We start from the raw sequence: 15,208 nt of genomic DNA on the forward strand, positions 1-15,208 counted from the left end.
GTCGCGTCACAGGTACAACGTCACCTTGGTGATGAAGAAGTCCGCCAGACACACCGCCACGGAGGTAATCGCCACCGTCTGCGTCGTCGCGCGCCCCACACCCTCCGTGCCGCCCTCCACCGTCAGGCCCTTGAAGCACCCCACCAGCCCGATGATGAAGCCGAACACCGCGCCTTTGAACACGCCGGACAGGAAGTCCATCATGAACACCGCGTCCAGCGCGCCCTGGAAGAACAGGTCCAACGAGATGGCGTACTGCGCGTTCACCACCAGCGCGCCCGCCACCAGGCCCACCACGTCCGCGAACACCGTGAGCACCGGCATCACCAGCAGGCACGCGAGCACGCGCGGCACCACCAGCTTGCGCAGCGGGTCCGCCCCCAGCGCGCGGATGGCGTCCACCTGCTCCGTCACCGTCATGGCCCCCAGCTCCGCCGCCATGCCGCTGCCCAGGCGCGCGCCCACCGTGAGCGCCGTCAACACCGGCGCCAGCTCGCGGAACAACGTGAGGACGACCACGCGCCCCACCGTGTACTGCACCCCGAAGCGCGCCAGGAAGTAGCCAAACTGCAACGAGATGACGAGCCCGGCGAACGTCGCCGTGAGCAGCGCGATGGGCAGCGAGCGCACCCCCAGCGTCTCCACCTGGAAGATGAACGAGGCGCCGTCGAAGGGCGGCCGCACCGCGCGGCTGAGCACCTGCCCCGTCATCTGGGTCATCGCGCCCAGCGACTCCAGCCGCTGCTTCGTGCGCTCCACCACCCCGGGGCGCTCCGGCACCGGCGCCGCCGGCACCTCCGCTTCCGCCGAGGGACTCATCCGAAGTGCTCCGACTTGAAGCCCGCCAGGAGCGCGTCGAAGTCCGCCATCCGCTCCGCGGCCAGCCCGGGCGGCGCGACGTAGGAGAAGTCGAAGACGCAGTTGTCCTTCTTCAACACCACCAGCTCCAGCTCCACCGGCACGCCATCCATCTTCGCCAGGAAGCGGCTGCGCAGCGCCTCCCGCCCGTCCATGGCGATGAGGTGCTGGGACACCTCCTGGCGCTCGGTGAAGCCCATCAACAAATGCCGCGTGAGGACCGGGAGCGGCGGGTCGTCGTGCCCCTTGCACGTCGCGTTGACGGAGAGCGCGCGGCCCGTGCCCGTCTCGGCGAAGGCCAGGTCGTTGTCCTCCAACCAGACACGGCGCCAGTGCTTGGGCAGCTCGCCCACGCGGTAGCGCACCTCTGGCTTGGACAGCACGGAGTCCTCGAAGCTCACGCGGCGGCAGCCCCCGAGGGATGCGAGCAACACGAGCAGCAGCGTCATCCTCGGCATGGCACCGTTCTTCGCGGTCAGCACTTCCGGCCCTGCGGGCGAGTCATGCGACACCGGGGGCGGCGCCGCAAGAAATTCCGCGCGATAAAACGTCCACTACCCAGCCCTACCTCCACCCCTGGACGGTGGATGCTCGCCACTGAACCTTCCAGGTTACATGCTCGACACACCCCGTTTCGCGCGTCCGGCGTCGCATTCCCGGCGTGGAAAGGGGCAGGCCGTCCGCCCCGCCCACAATCAATCTCACCCGGCGCGCGCACGCGGGGAGTCCCCGTGCGCCCCCTCGGTTCGCATGTTCCTTCCAGCACCCCACCGGGACACGGAAGCCCTGCGAGGCATCCGCCCGTCCCCCTCCTCCCTCTTCAGGGAGAGGACACGGCGCGAGGAGGAGACACATGGACGGCGGACTCGCGGTGTTCGGCTTCGGTCTCTTCCTGCTGTCGATTGCGAGCCTGTACGCACGCACGGCCTACGGCGTGGCCGTGGCCCTGCTGGTGATGTCGCTCGTGTCCATGGGCATGGCCTTCAGCGAGTCGAAGAAGCTGAGGGAAATCTCCCTGGGCCTGAGCCTCGGGCTCCTGGCGGTGGCCACCATCGCCCTGGCCACGGGCACCGTGTGGTGGCTCACGCTGGGGACCTTCCTGTTCGCGGTGGCCTTCGCCGTACTCTGGGCCGAGTACCGCTTCGCCTTCTTCGAGCACGTCCGCCAGGAGGACCTGCCGCCACGGCATCAACACCACGCCCGGCGGATGAACGTGCACTGGCCCTGGCACCGGCGTCGCCCGGTGCCGTGAGTCAGCTCGCGACGGGGGGCGTCTCCGCGTCCCGCGTCGCCACCTGTCCCGCGTGCACGGAGAGCCACAGCGTGTCCGCCGCCGCCGCCCCGCGCACCAGCGAGCCGTCCGTGGTGGAGAGGAACACCTGCGCACCGCTCCTCGCCAGGTAGTCCATCAGGTAGGCGTTGCGCTCCGGGTCCAGCTCGCTCGACACGTCGTCCAGCATGAGCAGCGGCAGGAACCCCATGCTCGTTTCCAGGTTCTCGATTTCGGCGATCTTCCAGCCGAGCACCAGCGCCCGCTGCTGTCCCTGACTCGCGTAGGCCCGCGCGCTGCGCCCTCCCAGCGTCACCGTCACGTCGTCCGAGTGGGGCCCCACCGACGTGAAGCCCCGGTCCAAATCGCGGCGCAGGCGCTCGCCCAGGGACTCCCGCAGCGCCAGGGCCAGCGCGGCCTCGTCCGCCGTGGCGAAGTCTCCGCCCAGGTGCGCCGGGTGATAGCCGTACGAGGCCGGCTCCACCGTGCGGCCAATCGAGGCGAAGGTCGCCTGAGCGCGGGGCGACAGCTCCGCCATCAGCGCCCGTCGCCGCGCGTAGATGCGGGCCCCCGCCTTCGCCAGCGTCTCGTCGTAGGCGTCCAGGTAGGCCGGGTCCACCGCGCCGCCCTCGCGCAGGAGCCGGTTGCGGTTCTTCAGCGCGCGCGCGTACTCGCGGCTCTCCCGCAGGTAGGCGGGGAAGCGGTTGAACACCGCCCGGTCCAGGAAGCCACGCCGTGAGTCCGGCCCGCCCTTCACCACCTCCAGGTCATCCGGGGTGAAGGCCACGACGGAGACGCCGCCGAAGTACTCCTCCAGGCTGGCCGCCTTCTTTCCGTCCACGAAGGCCTGCCGGGTGCCGCCTCCCACCTCCACGGCGATTTCGCGCTCGGCCCCCTTGAGGAGGAAGCGGCCGGACACGCGCGCCGTCTGAGTGCCCCAGCGCACCAGCTCCGACAGCCGCCCGGCGCGCAGCGGCTTGAGCGTGGCGAGGAAGTAGAGCCCCTCCAACAGGTTCGTCTTGCCCTGCCCGTTCTGCCCCACGGCGATGGTGGCATGGGCGCTGGGCGTGAGCGTCACCTGCGCGAGATTGCGGAAGTCTTGGACGTGGAGTGCGAGGAGGCGCACGGCCCCCACCGTATACCCGCGTCCGTGGCGTCGCGGGGAGGTTATCTAGAGCGGGAGTCCGTCAGGACGCCAGGCTCTTGGCGGCGACGGCGACGGCGGGCTCGGAGGGACGCAGCGGCAGTTCCATGGTGAAGGTGGCCCCTTCGCCCGGCTGGCTGTCCACGCGGATGACGCCCTCCATCGCCTCCACGAGCGTGCGCGCGACATACAGGCCCAGCCCCAGGCCCCCGTAGTTGCGCTCGGACACGGCGCGCTCGAACTTGTGGAAGATGCGCGCCTGCGCCTCCGCGCTGATGCCGATGCCCTCGTCGCGCACCACCAGCCGGGCCCGCGTTTCATCCCGCTCCACGAGCACCCGCACGGGCCGGCCCGCGCCGTACTTGAGCGCGTTGGACACCAGGTTGGTGACCACCTGCTCCAGTCGCATCCGGTCCCACAGCCCCGTCGCGAACTCCACGCCGGAGACCTCCACCTCGCACTCCGCCCGCTCCGCTTCCGGCTGGAAGCGCGCCACCACCTCCTGCACCAGCGCGAGCAGGTCCACCTGCTCGTACTCCAACCGCAGCCGCCCCGTGCCGATGCGCGACACGTCCAGCAGCCCGTTCACCAGGTCCGCCAGCCGCATCACCTGCCGCAACATGCCCTGCACCTCGCGGCCGTGGCGCAGCGCCCACGCGGAGCCCGGGTCCGCCAGCGCCGCGCGCGCGAAGGCCTGCAGCCTCAGGCCCAGCACCGTCAGCGGCGTCTTCAGCTCATGGCTCGCCACCGACAGGAACTCGTCGCGCACGCGGATGGCGTCCTGGAGCCGCTGCTCCACCGTCTTCAGGCGGGTGATGTCCAGGAAGGGCAGCACCGTCACCGCCGGGTGCCCGTGCATCGCGGGCAACATCTCCGAGGAGATGCTGAGCACGAACTCCCCGCCGTGCGTGTGCCAGACGACCTCCAGGCCCTCCAGCTTCTCGCCCCGCGCCGCGCGAGCGGAGGGGAGCTCCTCCGCCCTCAGTCGCTGGCCCGCCAGGTCCGTGATGTGGAACAGCTCGCCGTAGTCCGAGGCCGGCACCCGCGTGGGGATGCTCACACCATGCAGCCGGTCCGCCGCCGCGTTGGAGAAGGTGAGGTCTCCGGTGCCGGGGTCCGCCATCACCACCGGCATGGGCATCAAGTCCAGCACCGCCTCCAACCACCGGTGCTGGCTCTCCACCGCCTGACGCGCGAGCACCTGCTCCGTCACCTCGAAGGCGAACGTCACCAGCCCATCCACGCGGCCCCGCTCGTCGCGCAGCGGCTCGTAGAGGAGGTTCCAGTACCGCGTCTCCACCTGGCCCCGCCCCGCGTAGTCGAGCACCATCGGGTACTCGTGGGCCACCACCCGCTCCCCCGTCTCCAGCACGCCCCGGTACAGGCTCACCAGCTCCGGAGCGATGTCCGGAATCGCCTCCAGCAACGTGCGCCCCACCAGCTCCCGGCCGCCCATCAACGTCTGGAGCAGCGGGTTGGCGAACTCGAAGCGCAAATCCGGGCCACGCAAGAGGTTGATGGCCACCGGCGCCTGCGTGAGCAGTTGATAGAGCCGCCGTCGCTCCAACTGCTCCGCCTCGCGCGCGGCCAGCTCCGCCGTCACGTCCTTGTAGGCCAGGGCGATGTGGCTCACCTCGCCCCCGGAGGATGCGAGCGGGAAGCAGGTGCAGGCGATGGCGATGCGGTGCGCCTCTTTCACGTCGACGTGCCGCAGCTCCTTCACGTCGTACCAGATGACCGGCGTCTGGACCGTCTCGCCCGCGAAGGCCCGGCGCAGCAGCACGTCGAGCCCCAGCTTCGCGACCAGCTCGTCGCGGAAGAGGCTGTACTCGGGCGGCGGCACCGAGCCGAACATCGCCGCATAGGCCGGGTTGTGCAGCCGGCAGTGGCCTTGCGCGTCGAAGATGGCGTACGGCACCGGCGAGTGGAGGAACAACCCCTCCAGCAACACCAACGGGTCCGTCACCGAGGCCAGCTGCTCGCGCAACGCGAGCGCTTCCGGCGACGCGCGCACGCTCCGAGCCGCGCCGGAACCCTGGCTTCCTTTCGCGCTTGGTTTCCCGCCCCGAGGGCCCTGGCCCTTGCGTGTCGCCACAACCCGCACGACTAGCAGAAGACAGGCATTACTGGCAGCGCGGAAAGGTAGGACATGCCTTGTGGGTCCCCTCGCGACAGGCTTTGGTCCGGCCCCATGGCGGAGCCCCTCAAGACCTTCTTCGATGCCCGGCTGGTGGAGCGACTGGGCACCACGCTGCACCGCGCGCACCCGACCTTCCCGCTCGACACCTTCCTGCGCGAGGCCCGCCTGGGTCTGGACGGACACGAGCTCATTGGCCGCGCGCGGCACATCTCCCAGGCCATGCACCGCGCGCTCCCCCGCGACTACGCGAAGGCGGTGGAGGTGGTGGTGCGCTCGCTCGGCCCGCTCCGGGAGACGGACCGGGTGGGGGGCATGGAGGTCTTCTTCTACCTCCCCCACACGATGTTCGTGTCCGAGCACGGCCTGGAACACTTCGAGGAGTCCATGCGGGCGCAGCACGCGCTCACCCAGCGCTTCACGGCGGAGTTCTCCATCCGCCCCTTCCTGGAGCGGCATCCGGAGAAGACGCTGAAGCGGCTGCGCGAGTGGACGAAGGACGAGAGCGTCCATGTGCGAAGGCTCGTCTCGGAGGGCACGCGTCCGCGCCTGCCGTGGGCCTCCCGCCTGCGCGCCTTCCAGCAGGACCCGCGTCCGGTGCTGGAGCTGTTGGAGCTGCTCAAGGACGACGTGGACCTGTACGTGCGCCGCTCGGTGGCCAACAACCTCAACGACATCGGCAAGGACCACCCCGACGTGCTGGTGAAGGTGGCGAAGGCGTGGCTGAAGGACACCTCACCGGAGCGGGAGTGGCTGGTGCGTCACGCGCTGCGCTCCGCCGTCAAACGGGGAGAGCCCGCCGCCCTGGAGGTGCTGGGCGCGGGCAAGCCCACCGGAATTGAAGCCCGCGCCACGGAGCTGCCCCGTCGCGCGAAGCTGGGCGGCGCGGTGGACGTGCGCTTCGTGGTGGCCAATCGCTCCAAGCGCACCCAGTCGCTCGTGGTGGACCTGGCGGTGCACTTCTTCAAGGCGCGCGGCGAGGCGCCCAAGCCCAAGGTCTTCAAGGTGCGCGCGCTGACGCTGTCGCCCGGACAGGAGGAGACGCTGGGCAAGCGCGTGTCCCTGGCGCAGCTCACCACGCGCCGCCACTACCCGGGCCCGCACCGCTTCGAGGCGCGGGTGAATGGCGTGGACCTGCCGCTGGGCGAGGTGGAAGTGGTGGAGTGACTCAAGGGGCGCGTCCTTCCTTCAGCGAGGCCCGAGCAGCTTCACCAGCTTGTTGTAGACGCCCATCACCAGGAGCGGCGACACCCATGAGCCGATGAAGCGGGCGGGCTGGGTGCGGCCCATCAGCTCCAGGCTCAGCGACACGCCCATCGAGCACAGGCTGGCGAAGAGGAACATGTGAGAGGGAATCTTGGCCGCCTGCTGCTCCAGCAAGCGGGTGAACGAGCTGTCCGCGTGTTCCGCCCGTAACACGGGGGGCAGCTCGTACTCGCGCTTCGACTCGGCGCTCGCGGGGTTGACGTCCAGGCTCATCGCGCTTGCTCCCCGAGCGGCCGGACAGGTCGGCCGGACGCCCTCCCGCACTCACGGGAAAGCCCCATGCCTCCCGGCGTCGCGGTCCCCATCATGGTGGGACCGGACCACGCGAAGGGCGAGAGGGTGAACCACCACACGACACCGGACACGGCGGGCGGCGAAGCAGGAGGACTCCAGCTCCCCGAGGCGGGCGCGGGCCCCCTGTTGCAACGCGATTACTGGGCCCTCATCCGGCACTGTCGCCACCGGCCCGCCGACCTCCTGGACTGGGTGGCGCGGAGGTTCTCCGAGTTCGCGCCGGAGGAGTTGTGTGTATTCGAGCGCGAGTCCCCGTCCCGCGAGGACCAGCCGCTGGAGCCGGGAGAGCTGCTCACGGTGCGCATCCACGGCGCGGGGACGTTCGGCGTGCGCGTCATCCACAAGGACCGTCAGAGCCTGACGCTCGCCACGCTGCCGGGCCACCCGGAGGCGGGGCGCATCACCTTCGGCGCGTACCGCAACGAGTACGGGGACGTGCTCTTCCACATCCGCAGCCGCGCGCGCTCCGGCTCGCACATGCACCACTGGGGCTTCGTCACCGCGGGCGAGGCGATGCAGACCAACACCTGGACGGAGTTCGTGCTGCGCGTGGCCCTCTCCGCGGGCGAGGGCGTGGTGGGTGGCATCCACGCGGACACCCGGGAGCTGGGCGAGGAGCCGGAGGGTGGCGATGTGATGTCGGGGCCCACGTTCCTCGCGCGAGGAGACGACGCCGATGATTGAGTGGCGCTGGTTCTCCGGCTGGACGGACGACGAGCTGGCCCCCCTTCTGGCGCAGGCGCGAGCGCTGGCGCGCAACTTCACGGCCGCGTCGGGAGAGATGACGCTGGAGGCGGGCTGGAACCAGGTGCACTCGGTGTCCACGCTGGGCCGCGAGCAGCCGGGCCCGCCGTCTCCCACGGGCCTCTTCGAGCGCGCCCGAGGCGTGCTGGAGACCTTCGACTTCTCCGACCCTCGCATCGTCCGCTGGCACTTCTCCTCCGACACGCCGCTGCATGGGCGCACGGTGCTGTTGGAGCTGAAGTCCCTGGCCGAGCGGCTGCGCTTCCTGTGCGCGGTGCGCGTGGGTGACACGCGGCTGGAGATTGGCGAGACGTGCAGCGTGTATGGCTTCAGCTTCGAGACGCTGGAGGGCCACATCGAGGAGGGGCGCGAGTGGTTCCTCTTGCGCAAGCACCACGACACCGGCGAGGTGCGCTTCGAAATCGAGGCGAGCTGGCGGCCCGGGAAGTTCCCCAACGCGTGGAGCCGCCTGGGCTTCGCGCTCGTGGGCAAGCGTTATCAACGCGCCTGGCATCGGCTGACACATGCGCGCCTGCGCGAGCTGACGTGGCACCACCCGGAGTTCGCGGGCCTGCCGGAGCACCAGGGCACGATGGCCCATTCGGGACATGCGCTGGAAGAGCTGGGCCCGGTGCGCATCTTCGCGCAGCGCGCGCCAGGACGACTGAAGTCACACGTGGAAGAGGAGGTGGAGGCCGTGGAACGAGGACATTGGTTGACCCCCGTGGGGCTGGGAGTGCTCGCGGGCATGCGAAGTCTGAGCGCGCCCACGCTGGTGAGTCGCAGGCTGGCCCAGTCTCCAGACGCGAGGACGGACCCGCTGTCCGTCGCCCTGTCGAAGCCGTGGGTGCCCCGGGTGCTGGAGGTGCTCGCGCTGGGCGAACTGGTGGCGGACAAGCTGCCGAAGACGCCCGCGCGCGTGAAGTGGGTGCCCATGACGGGCCGCATCTTCATGGGCACCGTGGCGGCGGCGTCGTCGGTGTCGGGGCAGACGCGGCGGCGCGTCGTGCTCGCGGCGACGCTGGGCGGCCTCGCGGCCATGGCCTCCACCTGGGCCTTCTACTCACTGAGGAAGCTGGCCACGGGGAAGCTCCACGTCCCCGCCCTGGCGGCGGCCTTCGCGGAGGATGCCCTGCTGGCGGCGCTCGCCTCGCGGTTGATGCCGCTCGTGGACGACACGCCCGCGACGGGCTGAAGCGGGACGGCCCTTACCTCCCGCTCAACCCGGGCGGGAGGCCGCGTTCCTCGCGGCCTGCACCAGCGCGGGCAGGTCCTTGACGTGCGTCATGTCCGGCCCCCCGTCCTCGGACGCACGCGGCTGGGCGCGCGAGGGTGAGAACAGCCGGGCCGGTGTCTGCGCCTTGCCGTGCAGGATGATGAACAGGCGCAGGGCATCGCGCAGGCGCTCCACGTCGGTGCCGCCCTCGTCGCGGGCCCGCTGCGCCGCGCTCCACAACCGGGCCCACGCGGACTCCTCGCTCCAGGCCCCGGTGGGACGCTCGCGCGACAGGGAGGCCAGCTCCGCGGCCAGCTCGAACAGGCCCGCGCGTCCTTCGTCGAAGACCTCGCCCGCGGCGAGCCTCGCCTCACCCCGTCCGCTCGTCGCGGCCCCTTCTCGCGCGGCCAGCCACGGCAGCAGCTCCGGGACCTCCTGCTCGAGCGGTATGACGGGGGCCAGCCGGTCGTCCAGCAGCGCGCGCAACCGCGCCCGCGCCACGCCGTGCCAGAAGGCCGCGTGCAGCACCAGCTCCGGTCCACTTCGCGGCACGTGCAGCGGCACGCGAGAAGCCCGGCGCGCCAGGAAGTCCTTCACCCGCCCGCTGGTGTCGAAGTGCTCCAGGCGCTGCCACAGCGCGGCCAGCGCCGAATCGGCGAGCGGCAGGGCGCGGCGCAGCTCATCGGCCTCCGCCTCGTTGAAGGGCAGCACCCCCTGGGGCGTGGGGCGCTTGAAGACGCGCTCACACACCTCGGCGGCGGCGCACGCGGCGCGCAGCTCCGGGAGGTTGCGGGGCAACAGCTCCACGGCGCGGGCCCAGGTGCGCCCGCCCAGCAGCGGCCCCGCCTCCAGCACGACCTCCTCCAGCCGCAGCAGCGCCTCGCCCAGCGACACCGAGCGCTCCGCCTCCGGCAGCCTGCGCAGGGCCGCGTGCTGGACGGCCGCCCGCAGGCGCTCCACCTCCGCCATCAGCTTCATGGGCGCGGCGTCGAGGGGCCACGCCTCGGCGGCGGCGCGACGCTTCAGCGCGGCGAGCGTGGCATCCACCTCCGGCTGCACCTGCGCCACCTCGCGCAACAGCTCGAAGTGGGCGCGGACGCGGTCCTTCCAGAAGAAGGCCTCCAGCATCCCTCGCAGGGCCTGGTAGCGCAGGCGCGTGGCCTCCAGGAGGTCCGCGCGGTCCTCGAGTCGTGCGCGCAGGTTGTCCGGGTGCGTGGCCACGGCCTCACTATAAAAGCGGCCCCGGCTTCCGGCAGGCCCCCGAGCCCACGCCCCCTCGCGAGAGTGAACGATGGGTCGCCCATGACTGTTCCACCCGACAGGCGCCCCGCTCCAACGTCACCCTTCCCGTCCAGAAGGCGGCATCCCGCTGGCGCCAGCCCGTCTCCCGCGACCTCACGGCACGCGCACTCGACGGCGCCCGCGCCGCCCGGCAACAAAAAGCCCATGCGACCCGGCCAGGACTCGGCGCGGACTCGCATGGGCGCGGGACGACTTGGGGAGCGCGGGGCTCCCGGCCGTGAAGCGACTCAGACGCGCATGGGCATGACGACCGCGGTGAACGTGCGGTCACCGGGCGCGTGCAGCACGCCAGGGCTGTGCTCGTCACCCAGCTCGAAGCTCACCTCGTCCGTGTCCGTGACGGCGAGCACGTCCGTGAGGTAGCGCGCGTTGAAGCCCACGGTGATGTCATTGCCCCGGTACGCCAGCTCCACCACGTCGCGCGCTTCACCCAGGTCCGGGTTGCTCGCGGTGATGACCAGCTTGTTCTCCTCCAGGCCGATGCGCACCGCGTTGCTCTTGTCCGCGGACAACAGCGCGATGCGCTTGAGCCCCTCCAGGAAGCGAACCTTGGGCACGAGGACGACCTTCTCGCCCTCCTTGGGGATGACGCGCTGGTACTCGGGGAACTGCCCGTCGATGAGCCGCATCACCATGGTGAGGCCGGGCTTCTTGAACAGGGCGGAGTTCTCCGCGAAGCCCAGGTGGCACTCCGCATCCGGGGCCTCGTCCAACAGGCGCTTGAGCTCCATCAGGCCCTTGCGCGGGATGATGACGCCGCTCTTGAGCTTGAAGTCACCCGTCAGCTCGCGCTCGATGAGCGACAGCCGGTGGCCGTCCGTGGCCACCATGCGGACCTTGCCGGAGGGCTGCGGCTCGAAGAAGACGCCGTTCAGGATGTAGCGCGTCTCGTCGCTGGAGATGGCGAACTGGGTCTTCTTGATCATCTCCAGCAGGGTGTTGCCACCCACCTGCACCAGCGGAGCGCTCTCCTCCTTGGGCAGCTTCGGGTACTCCTCGGCGGCCATGCCGACAATCTTGAAGTGGGCCGAGCCGCTGGAGATGTCCACGTAGTTGTTGGCCAGCTTCTTCAGCGTCACCTGCGCGTCGGGCAGGTTCTGGACGATGTCGAAGACGTACTTGGCGCTGAGCGTGACGGCGCCCGGCTTGATGACCTCGGCGGGGTGCTCGGAGACGATGCCGATGTCCAGGTCGAAGGCGGTGACGGTGATGCCCCCCTTCGTCGCGTTGACGAGCACGTTCGCGAGGATGGGCATCGTCGTCTTGCGCTCCACGATGCCCTGAGCGCGGTAGAGGGCCTTCTTCAGCTCGTCGGCGGCGATGCGGAATTCCATCGGAGGGCGTCCTTAAAGGTCTCGGCCCCGAGGGGCCGATCAGGGGGCCGATGTAGCCCGTGGCATAGGGAGCGTCAACGACGCGCGAGCCCCCGTCTTCGCGCCCGACAGGTCCTCGACGCCCCTCATGAGACTCCCAGTCGCGCTGCACGGGCATTCAGTCACCCCCAGTTCAACTGACTGGCGGTCAGCCGGCCAGACAGGGGGCTGGCCCTTGCCGCCTGGGCGATGGACACTCCCTGTCTACTCGCCTTCCGGAGCTTCCCATGAACGTCCGCCCGCTGTTGCTCGCCGCCCTCGCGCTGGGCTTCGCCGCCGGCTGTAGCAAGCCGTCCGCCTCCTCTTCGACGCCCTCGAACGAGCCCGGCACGCCCAGCGGCGACTCCCGGCAGCCCTCCGCGGAGACGGCCGCCGCCCCCAGTGGAGACCAGAGCGGCACCCCCGTCGCGCCTCCGCCCACCCCGGGCAACGGCGGCGAGGCCAAGGCGGGTGAGAGCGCCGTCTACATCGTCAAGGACAGCGGCGTGCGCTGCTTCGCCCCGCCCTGCCCCACCTACAACGCCGTGCTGGCGGACAAGCCGGACATGGACGCGATTCCCATCCACGAGCTGGACCTGTCGGCGGTGACGGGGGGCAACGAGCAGCAGATGGAGTCGCTGATGCAGCGCACCACGGCGGGCGGCCTCAAGCTCCGCGGCTCGCTGGAGACGCGTCCCAAGGCGGGCCCCGCGGGCGACGCCACCGTGCTGCGCGCCAGCAAGCTGGAGTAGGCGCCGCTCAGAAGTGCAGGCCGAGCTGGAGTCCGGGCCAGTGCTGGAGGCGCTGGTCCGCCTTCGGCTGGCTCTGGCTCACGGACATGCGCGTCACCGACGCGAAGTCCGGCTGTCCCCACACGAACCACAGGTTGTAGGTGGGGCCGACGAACACGGCCAGGCGAGGCAGCACCTGGACCCCCAGCATCACCCGGGCCTGGCCCAGCACGTTGCCGCCGTCGCCCTCCAGCGGCTTCTGCACCGGCTGCACCGCGCCGCCCGTCACGTCCAGGTCCAGCCAGAAGCGGTGCGACATCACCACGTGGCCGCCCACACCCAGGCCGAAGCTGAAACGGGCCTCGTTGCGGCTGCCCGGCTCGATGCCGGCGAGCAGCGTCAGGTAGACGGGCCCTCCGCCCACCTTCACCGCGAGGTTGGCGAGCTGGATGTCGCTGGCCCACAGCTCCATGTGGACGTTGCCCTTGCGCAGCCCCCGGCGGCCCGGTGTCAGCCCTGGCTCCGCCGCGCTCTGCGCGAACGCACCTTCACCCTCCACCAGCGCGAGGGGGCGTGCCGCGCCGACTTCCGCGGCCGCCGCCCCCGCCCACAGCCACAGTGCGAGAAGGGCGCAGGGTTTCATCACCCCTTACTTTTGAAGCGTGAAGGACACCTGCGTCAAGCCCTCGGGCAATAAGAGGGACGCGGTGTGCGCGTCGGCAGACGCCGCCAGCGTCCGGGCCGCCTCCAGCACCGGCGCCACGTCGAAGGGCTGGCCCGACGTCACCAGGAAGAAGCGTTCGAAGCGCGGTGCGTCATCCAGCTCGTAGGCCCCGGCGAGCCGCTGGGTGCCGGAGGGCGCGAGCGTCGCGGCCTGGGCCCCGTGCTCCGGCGCGTGCAGCGTCACCGAGCCGCGTCCGTCCACGGAGAGGATGACGCCGTGGGTCTGTCCCGCCGCCACGTACGCCAGCTGCACCACGTCACCCGCGACGGCCACGGCGCCCTCGGCGAGCAGTTCGTCCGCCTGGGCACGCTGGCGGTGGACCTCCAGCCGGGGCGTCAGTCCCTTGGAGCGCGTGGGCTCCGGCTCCAGGCCCGCGAGCGCCCCCGTCGTCGGATCCTGCGTCGGTGAGCCGGACTCGGGTTGCACGACGACGAAGAGCGCGAGCGCCGCGAGCACCGGCACCAGGCCCATGGCCGACGTCAGCCACGGGGAACGAGCCGGAGCGCCGCGCGCGGGAGCGCCGCGGCGAAAGCGGGTGTCCACCTCGCGGGCCACGCGCTCGGGCGACAGCCGCTCCAGGGTGACGCGCGAGTCGGCCTCCAGCGCGGCGAGCCGCTCCGGGCCCCCGGGCTCCTGCGCGAGCCGGGCGCGCGCGGCGGCGAGCTCCTCGGGCGGCAGCTCGCCCAGCGCGATTCGCTCCAACAGCCAGTCCGGAATGCGTGAGGGGGAATTCATGCGGCCTCCAGCTCCAGCTCGTGCAGCGCCGACGTCAGCGCGCGCAGGCGCTTGCGCACGCCCGACACGGACAGGCCCACCTCGGCGGCCGTCTCCTCCAGCGTCATCCCATCCACCAGGTGCAGCACGGCGATGTCCCGGCTGGACGCCGGCACGCGGCCGAAGAGTTTGTCCAACATCCCTCGGGCACTGGCGCGCGACTCGGTGTCGTCCGCCGAGGCGATCTGCAACACCAGCTCATCCTCCCGGTCCTCGGGCCTGCGCTTCGCCCCTCGCAGCCGGTTGAGGCACACGGTGGTGGAGATGCGGTGCAGCAGGCTGGACGGAGCGGCGTCCTTCAACGCCCCCTGGTAGCGCAGCAGCTGCACGAACACATCGTGCATGGCGTCCACGGCCTTCTCCTCGTCACGCAGGAGGAAGCGGCAGCGCCGGAGCACCTGGGGGCCGTAGCGGCGGTAATAGGCCTCCACATCGATTGACACCGGAGTCGCGCCTCCCTCGTTTCGGTGAAGGGAACACCGGTGCCTCGCGAAACTGTCACCGGCCTCCTCGCGAATTCGTCCCTACCCCGATTCACCCAGGAGGCAAAACCCATCCGCCGGCGCCGTCTGCAAAATCTACAGGGCCGCCGGGGCGGCAGCCGCTCGGCTTCGCCCCCGTCGAGTGTCGGGTTGTCGATGAAAACGCCCGGGCTCCGCTGTACTCGACTGTAACGAAACGCGACCCCGTCACTACTTTCCGGTACTCGACCTCCCTCCGAGCTCGTGACATCCGTGATTGAGACCGAAGACACCCTTTCCCACCTTCGGGCGCGGTACCTGACCGCCCAGCTCGCTGGCAACCGGAGGGAAGCCCTTCGCCTGCTCGTGGATGAGGGGCTGCTCGTGGGCGTCCCGCTCCAGGTGCTGCACCTGGACGTCATCCAGCAGGCCCAGTACGAGATTGGCCGGCTGTGGCAGGAGAACATCATCTCCGTCGCGCAGGAGCACCTGGCCACCGCCATCTCCCAGCTCGCGCTCGCGCACCTCTACCGCCACCTCCCCAGGGACCCGCCCAACGGCAAGCTCGTCATGATGTCCTGCGTGGAGGGCGAGCTGCACGAGATGGGCGCGCGCATGGCCAGCGACTTCCTGGAGATGGCGGGCTTCGAGGTGCGCTTCCTGGGGGCCAACGTGCCGCCCGAGCACCTGGCGCGCATGCTGCGCGAGGTGAGGCCCGACCTGCTCGCGCTCTCCGTGACCATGTCCTACCACCTGCCGGCCCTGCGCCGAGCGGTGGAGCACGCGCGCGAAGCCCTGCCCGACGTGCCCATCGCCGTGGGCGGGCACGCGTTCCGCTGGGCGCCAGGGCTGGAGAAGGAACTGGACGTGAGCTTTCACGGCAAGGACGCGCGTGAGCTGGTCTCCGCCGCCTGCCGCACCCTGGGAGTTTGAGG

16 protein-coding genes are annotated in these 15,208 nt (G+C 70.7%); 6 read left to right on the top strand and 10 right to left on the bottom strand.

Annotation, left to right across the window (positions count from 1 at the left end; translation table 11 throughout):
- Positions 1–6: 6 nt before the first annotated feature.
- Together HUA76_RS05590 and HUA76_RS05595 are read right to left on the bottom strand one after the other, a co-directional pair.
- Positions 7–819, bottom strand: a complete 813-nt coding sequence (locus HUA76_RS05590; protein WP_141642045.1) for an ABC transporter permease — start codon at positions 817–819, stop codon at positions 7–9.
- Complete coding sequence (locus tag HUA76_RS05595; protein WP_141642044.1) at positions 816–1,316, bottom strand: hypothetical protein; 501 nt, start codon at positions 1,314–1,316, stop codon at positions 816–818. The genes HUA76_RS05590 and HUA76_RS05595 overlap by 4 nt, the downstream gene beginning before the upstream one ends.
- A gap of 395 nt (positions 1,317–1,711) precedes the next feature.
- Here HUA76_RS05595 and HUA76_RS05600 point away from each other — a divergent pair, with 395 nt between their 5' ends.
- Positions 1,712–2,110, top strand: coding sequence for a hypothetical protein (locus HUA76_RS05600; RefSeq protein WP_174459021.1), 399 nt, complete (start codon positions 1,712–1,714; stop codon positions 2,108–2,110).
- A gap of 1 nt (position 2,111) precedes the next feature.
- On the opposite strand, the gene HUA76_RS05605 is transcribed toward HUA76_RS05600, so the two are convergent.
- Complete coding sequence (locus HUA76_RS05605; RefSeq protein ID WP_174460192.1) at positions 2,112–3,254, bottom strand: DNA replication/repair protein RecF; 1,143 nt, start codon at positions 3,252–3,254, stop codon at positions 2,112–2,114.
- Between the two features lie 61 nt (positions 3,255–3,315).
- Positions 3,316–5,286 (bottom strand): ATP-binding protein, encoded by a 1,971-nt coding sequence (locus HUA76_RS05610; RefSeq protein WP_371823427.1) that lies wholly within the window; start codon positions 5,284–5,286, stop codon positions 3,316–3,318.
- 177 nt (positions 5,287–5,463) lie between these two features.
- Between HUA76_RS05610 and HUA76_RS05615 the strand changes: the two genes are divergently transcribed.
- Positions 5,464–6,576, top strand: a complete 1,113-nt coding sequence (locus tag HUA76_RS05615; RefSeq protein WP_174460193.1) for a DNA alkylation repair protein — start codon at positions 5,464–5,466, stop codon at positions 6,574–6,576.
- A gap of 21 nt (positions 6,577–6,597) precedes the next feature.
- Here HUA76_RS05615 and HUA76_RS05620 read toward each other — a convergent pair whose 3' ends face one another.
- Positions 6,598–6,888 carry a hypothetical protein gene (locus HUA76_RS05620; protein ID WP_141642040.1) on the bottom strand — a complete coding sequence of 97 codons (291 nt, stop codon included), beginning with the start codon at positions 6,886–6,888 and terminating at the stop codon, positions 6,598–6,600.
- 66 nt (positions 6,889–6,954) lie between these two features.
- Here HUA76_RS05620 and HUA76_RS05625 point away from each other — a divergent pair, with 66 nt between their 5' ends.
- On the top strand, positions 6,955–7,653 hold the full coding sequence (locus HUA76_RS05625) for a DUF1990 family protein (protein WP_254613987.1): 699 nt from the start codon (positions 6,955–6,957) through the stop codon (positions 7,651–7,653).
- Positions 7,646–8,908: a DUF1990 family protein gene (locus HUA76_RS05630; RefSeq protein ID WP_174460194.1), complete on the top strand. Its 1,263-nt coding sequence runs from the start codon at positions 7,646–7,648 to the stop codon at positions 8,906–8,908. Before HUA76_RS05625 ends, HUA76_RS05630 begins: the two co-directional genes overlap by 8 nt.
- Before the next feature lie 24 nt (positions 8,909–8,932).
- Here HUA76_RS05630 and HUA76_RS05635 read toward each other — a convergent pair whose 3' ends face one another.
- Both HUA76_RS05635 and dnaN read right to left on the bottom strand, forming a co-directional pair.
- Positions 8,933–10,150: a hypothetical protein gene (locus tag HUA76_RS05635; protein ID WP_174460195.1), complete on the bottom strand. Its 1,218-nt coding sequence runs from the start codon at positions 10,148–10,150 to the stop codon at positions 8,933–8,935.
- A gap of 308 nt (positions 10,151–10,458) precedes the next feature.
- Complete coding sequence (gene dnaN / locus HUA76_RS05640) at positions 10,459–11,565, bottom strand: DNA polymerase III subunit beta (RefSeq protein WP_141642037.1); 1,107 nt, start codon at positions 11,563–11,565, stop codon at positions 10,459–10,461.
- A 266-nt stretch (positions 11,566–11,831) separates the two neighbouring features.
- Between dnaN and HUA76_RS05645 the strand changes: the two genes are divergently transcribed.
- Entirely contained in the window at positions 11,832–12,335 is a 504-nt protein-coding gene (locus HUA76_RS05645) for a DUF6748 domain-containing protein (protein ID WP_141642036.1), read from the top strand.
- 7 nt (positions 12,336–12,342) lie between these two features.
- Here HUA76_RS05645 and HUA76_RS05650 read toward each other — a convergent pair whose 3' ends face one another.
- From HUA76_RS05650 to HUA76_RS05660, 3 genes are read right to left on the bottom strand one after another with little or no spacing between them, the layout of a single operon-like run.
- Positions 12,343–12,957: a peptidase gene (locus HUA76_RS05650; RefSeq protein WP_174460196.1), complete on the bottom strand. Its 615-nt coding sequence runs from the start codon at positions 12,955–12,957 to the stop codon at positions 12,343–12,345.
- Positions 12,958–12,963: 6 nt separating this feature from the next.
- Positions 12,964–13,773 carry an ActD-like protein gene (locus HUA76_RS05655; protein ID WP_174460197.1) on the bottom strand — a complete coding sequence of 270 codons (810 nt, stop codon included), beginning with the start codon at positions 13,771–13,773 and terminating at the stop codon, positions 12,964–12,966.
- A complete protein-coding gene (locus HUA76_RS05660) occupies positions 13,770–14,255 on the bottom strand; it encodes an RNA polymerase sigma factor (protein ID WP_141642033.1) in 486 nt (161 codons plus the stop codon). Before HUA76_RS05660 ends, HUA76_RS05655 begins: the two co-directional genes overlap by 4 nt.
- 291 nt (positions 14,256–14,546) lie before the next feature.
- Here HUA76_RS05660 and HUA76_RS05665 point away from each other — a divergent pair, with 291 nt between their 5' ends.
- Positions 14,547–15,206, top strand: coding sequence for a B12-binding domain-containing protein (locus HUA76_RS05665; protein WP_371823428.1), 660 nt, complete (start codon positions 14,547–14,549; stop codon positions 15,204–15,206).
- Positions 15,207–15,208: the final 2 nt, after the last annotated feature.

This window comes from Myxococcus sp. CA056 (assembly GCF_013336715.1).
Lineage (GTDB): Bacteria > Myxococcota > Myxococcia > Myxococcales > Myxococcaceae > Myxococcus > Myxococcus llanfairpwllgwyngyllgogerychwyrndrobwllllantysiliogogogochensis.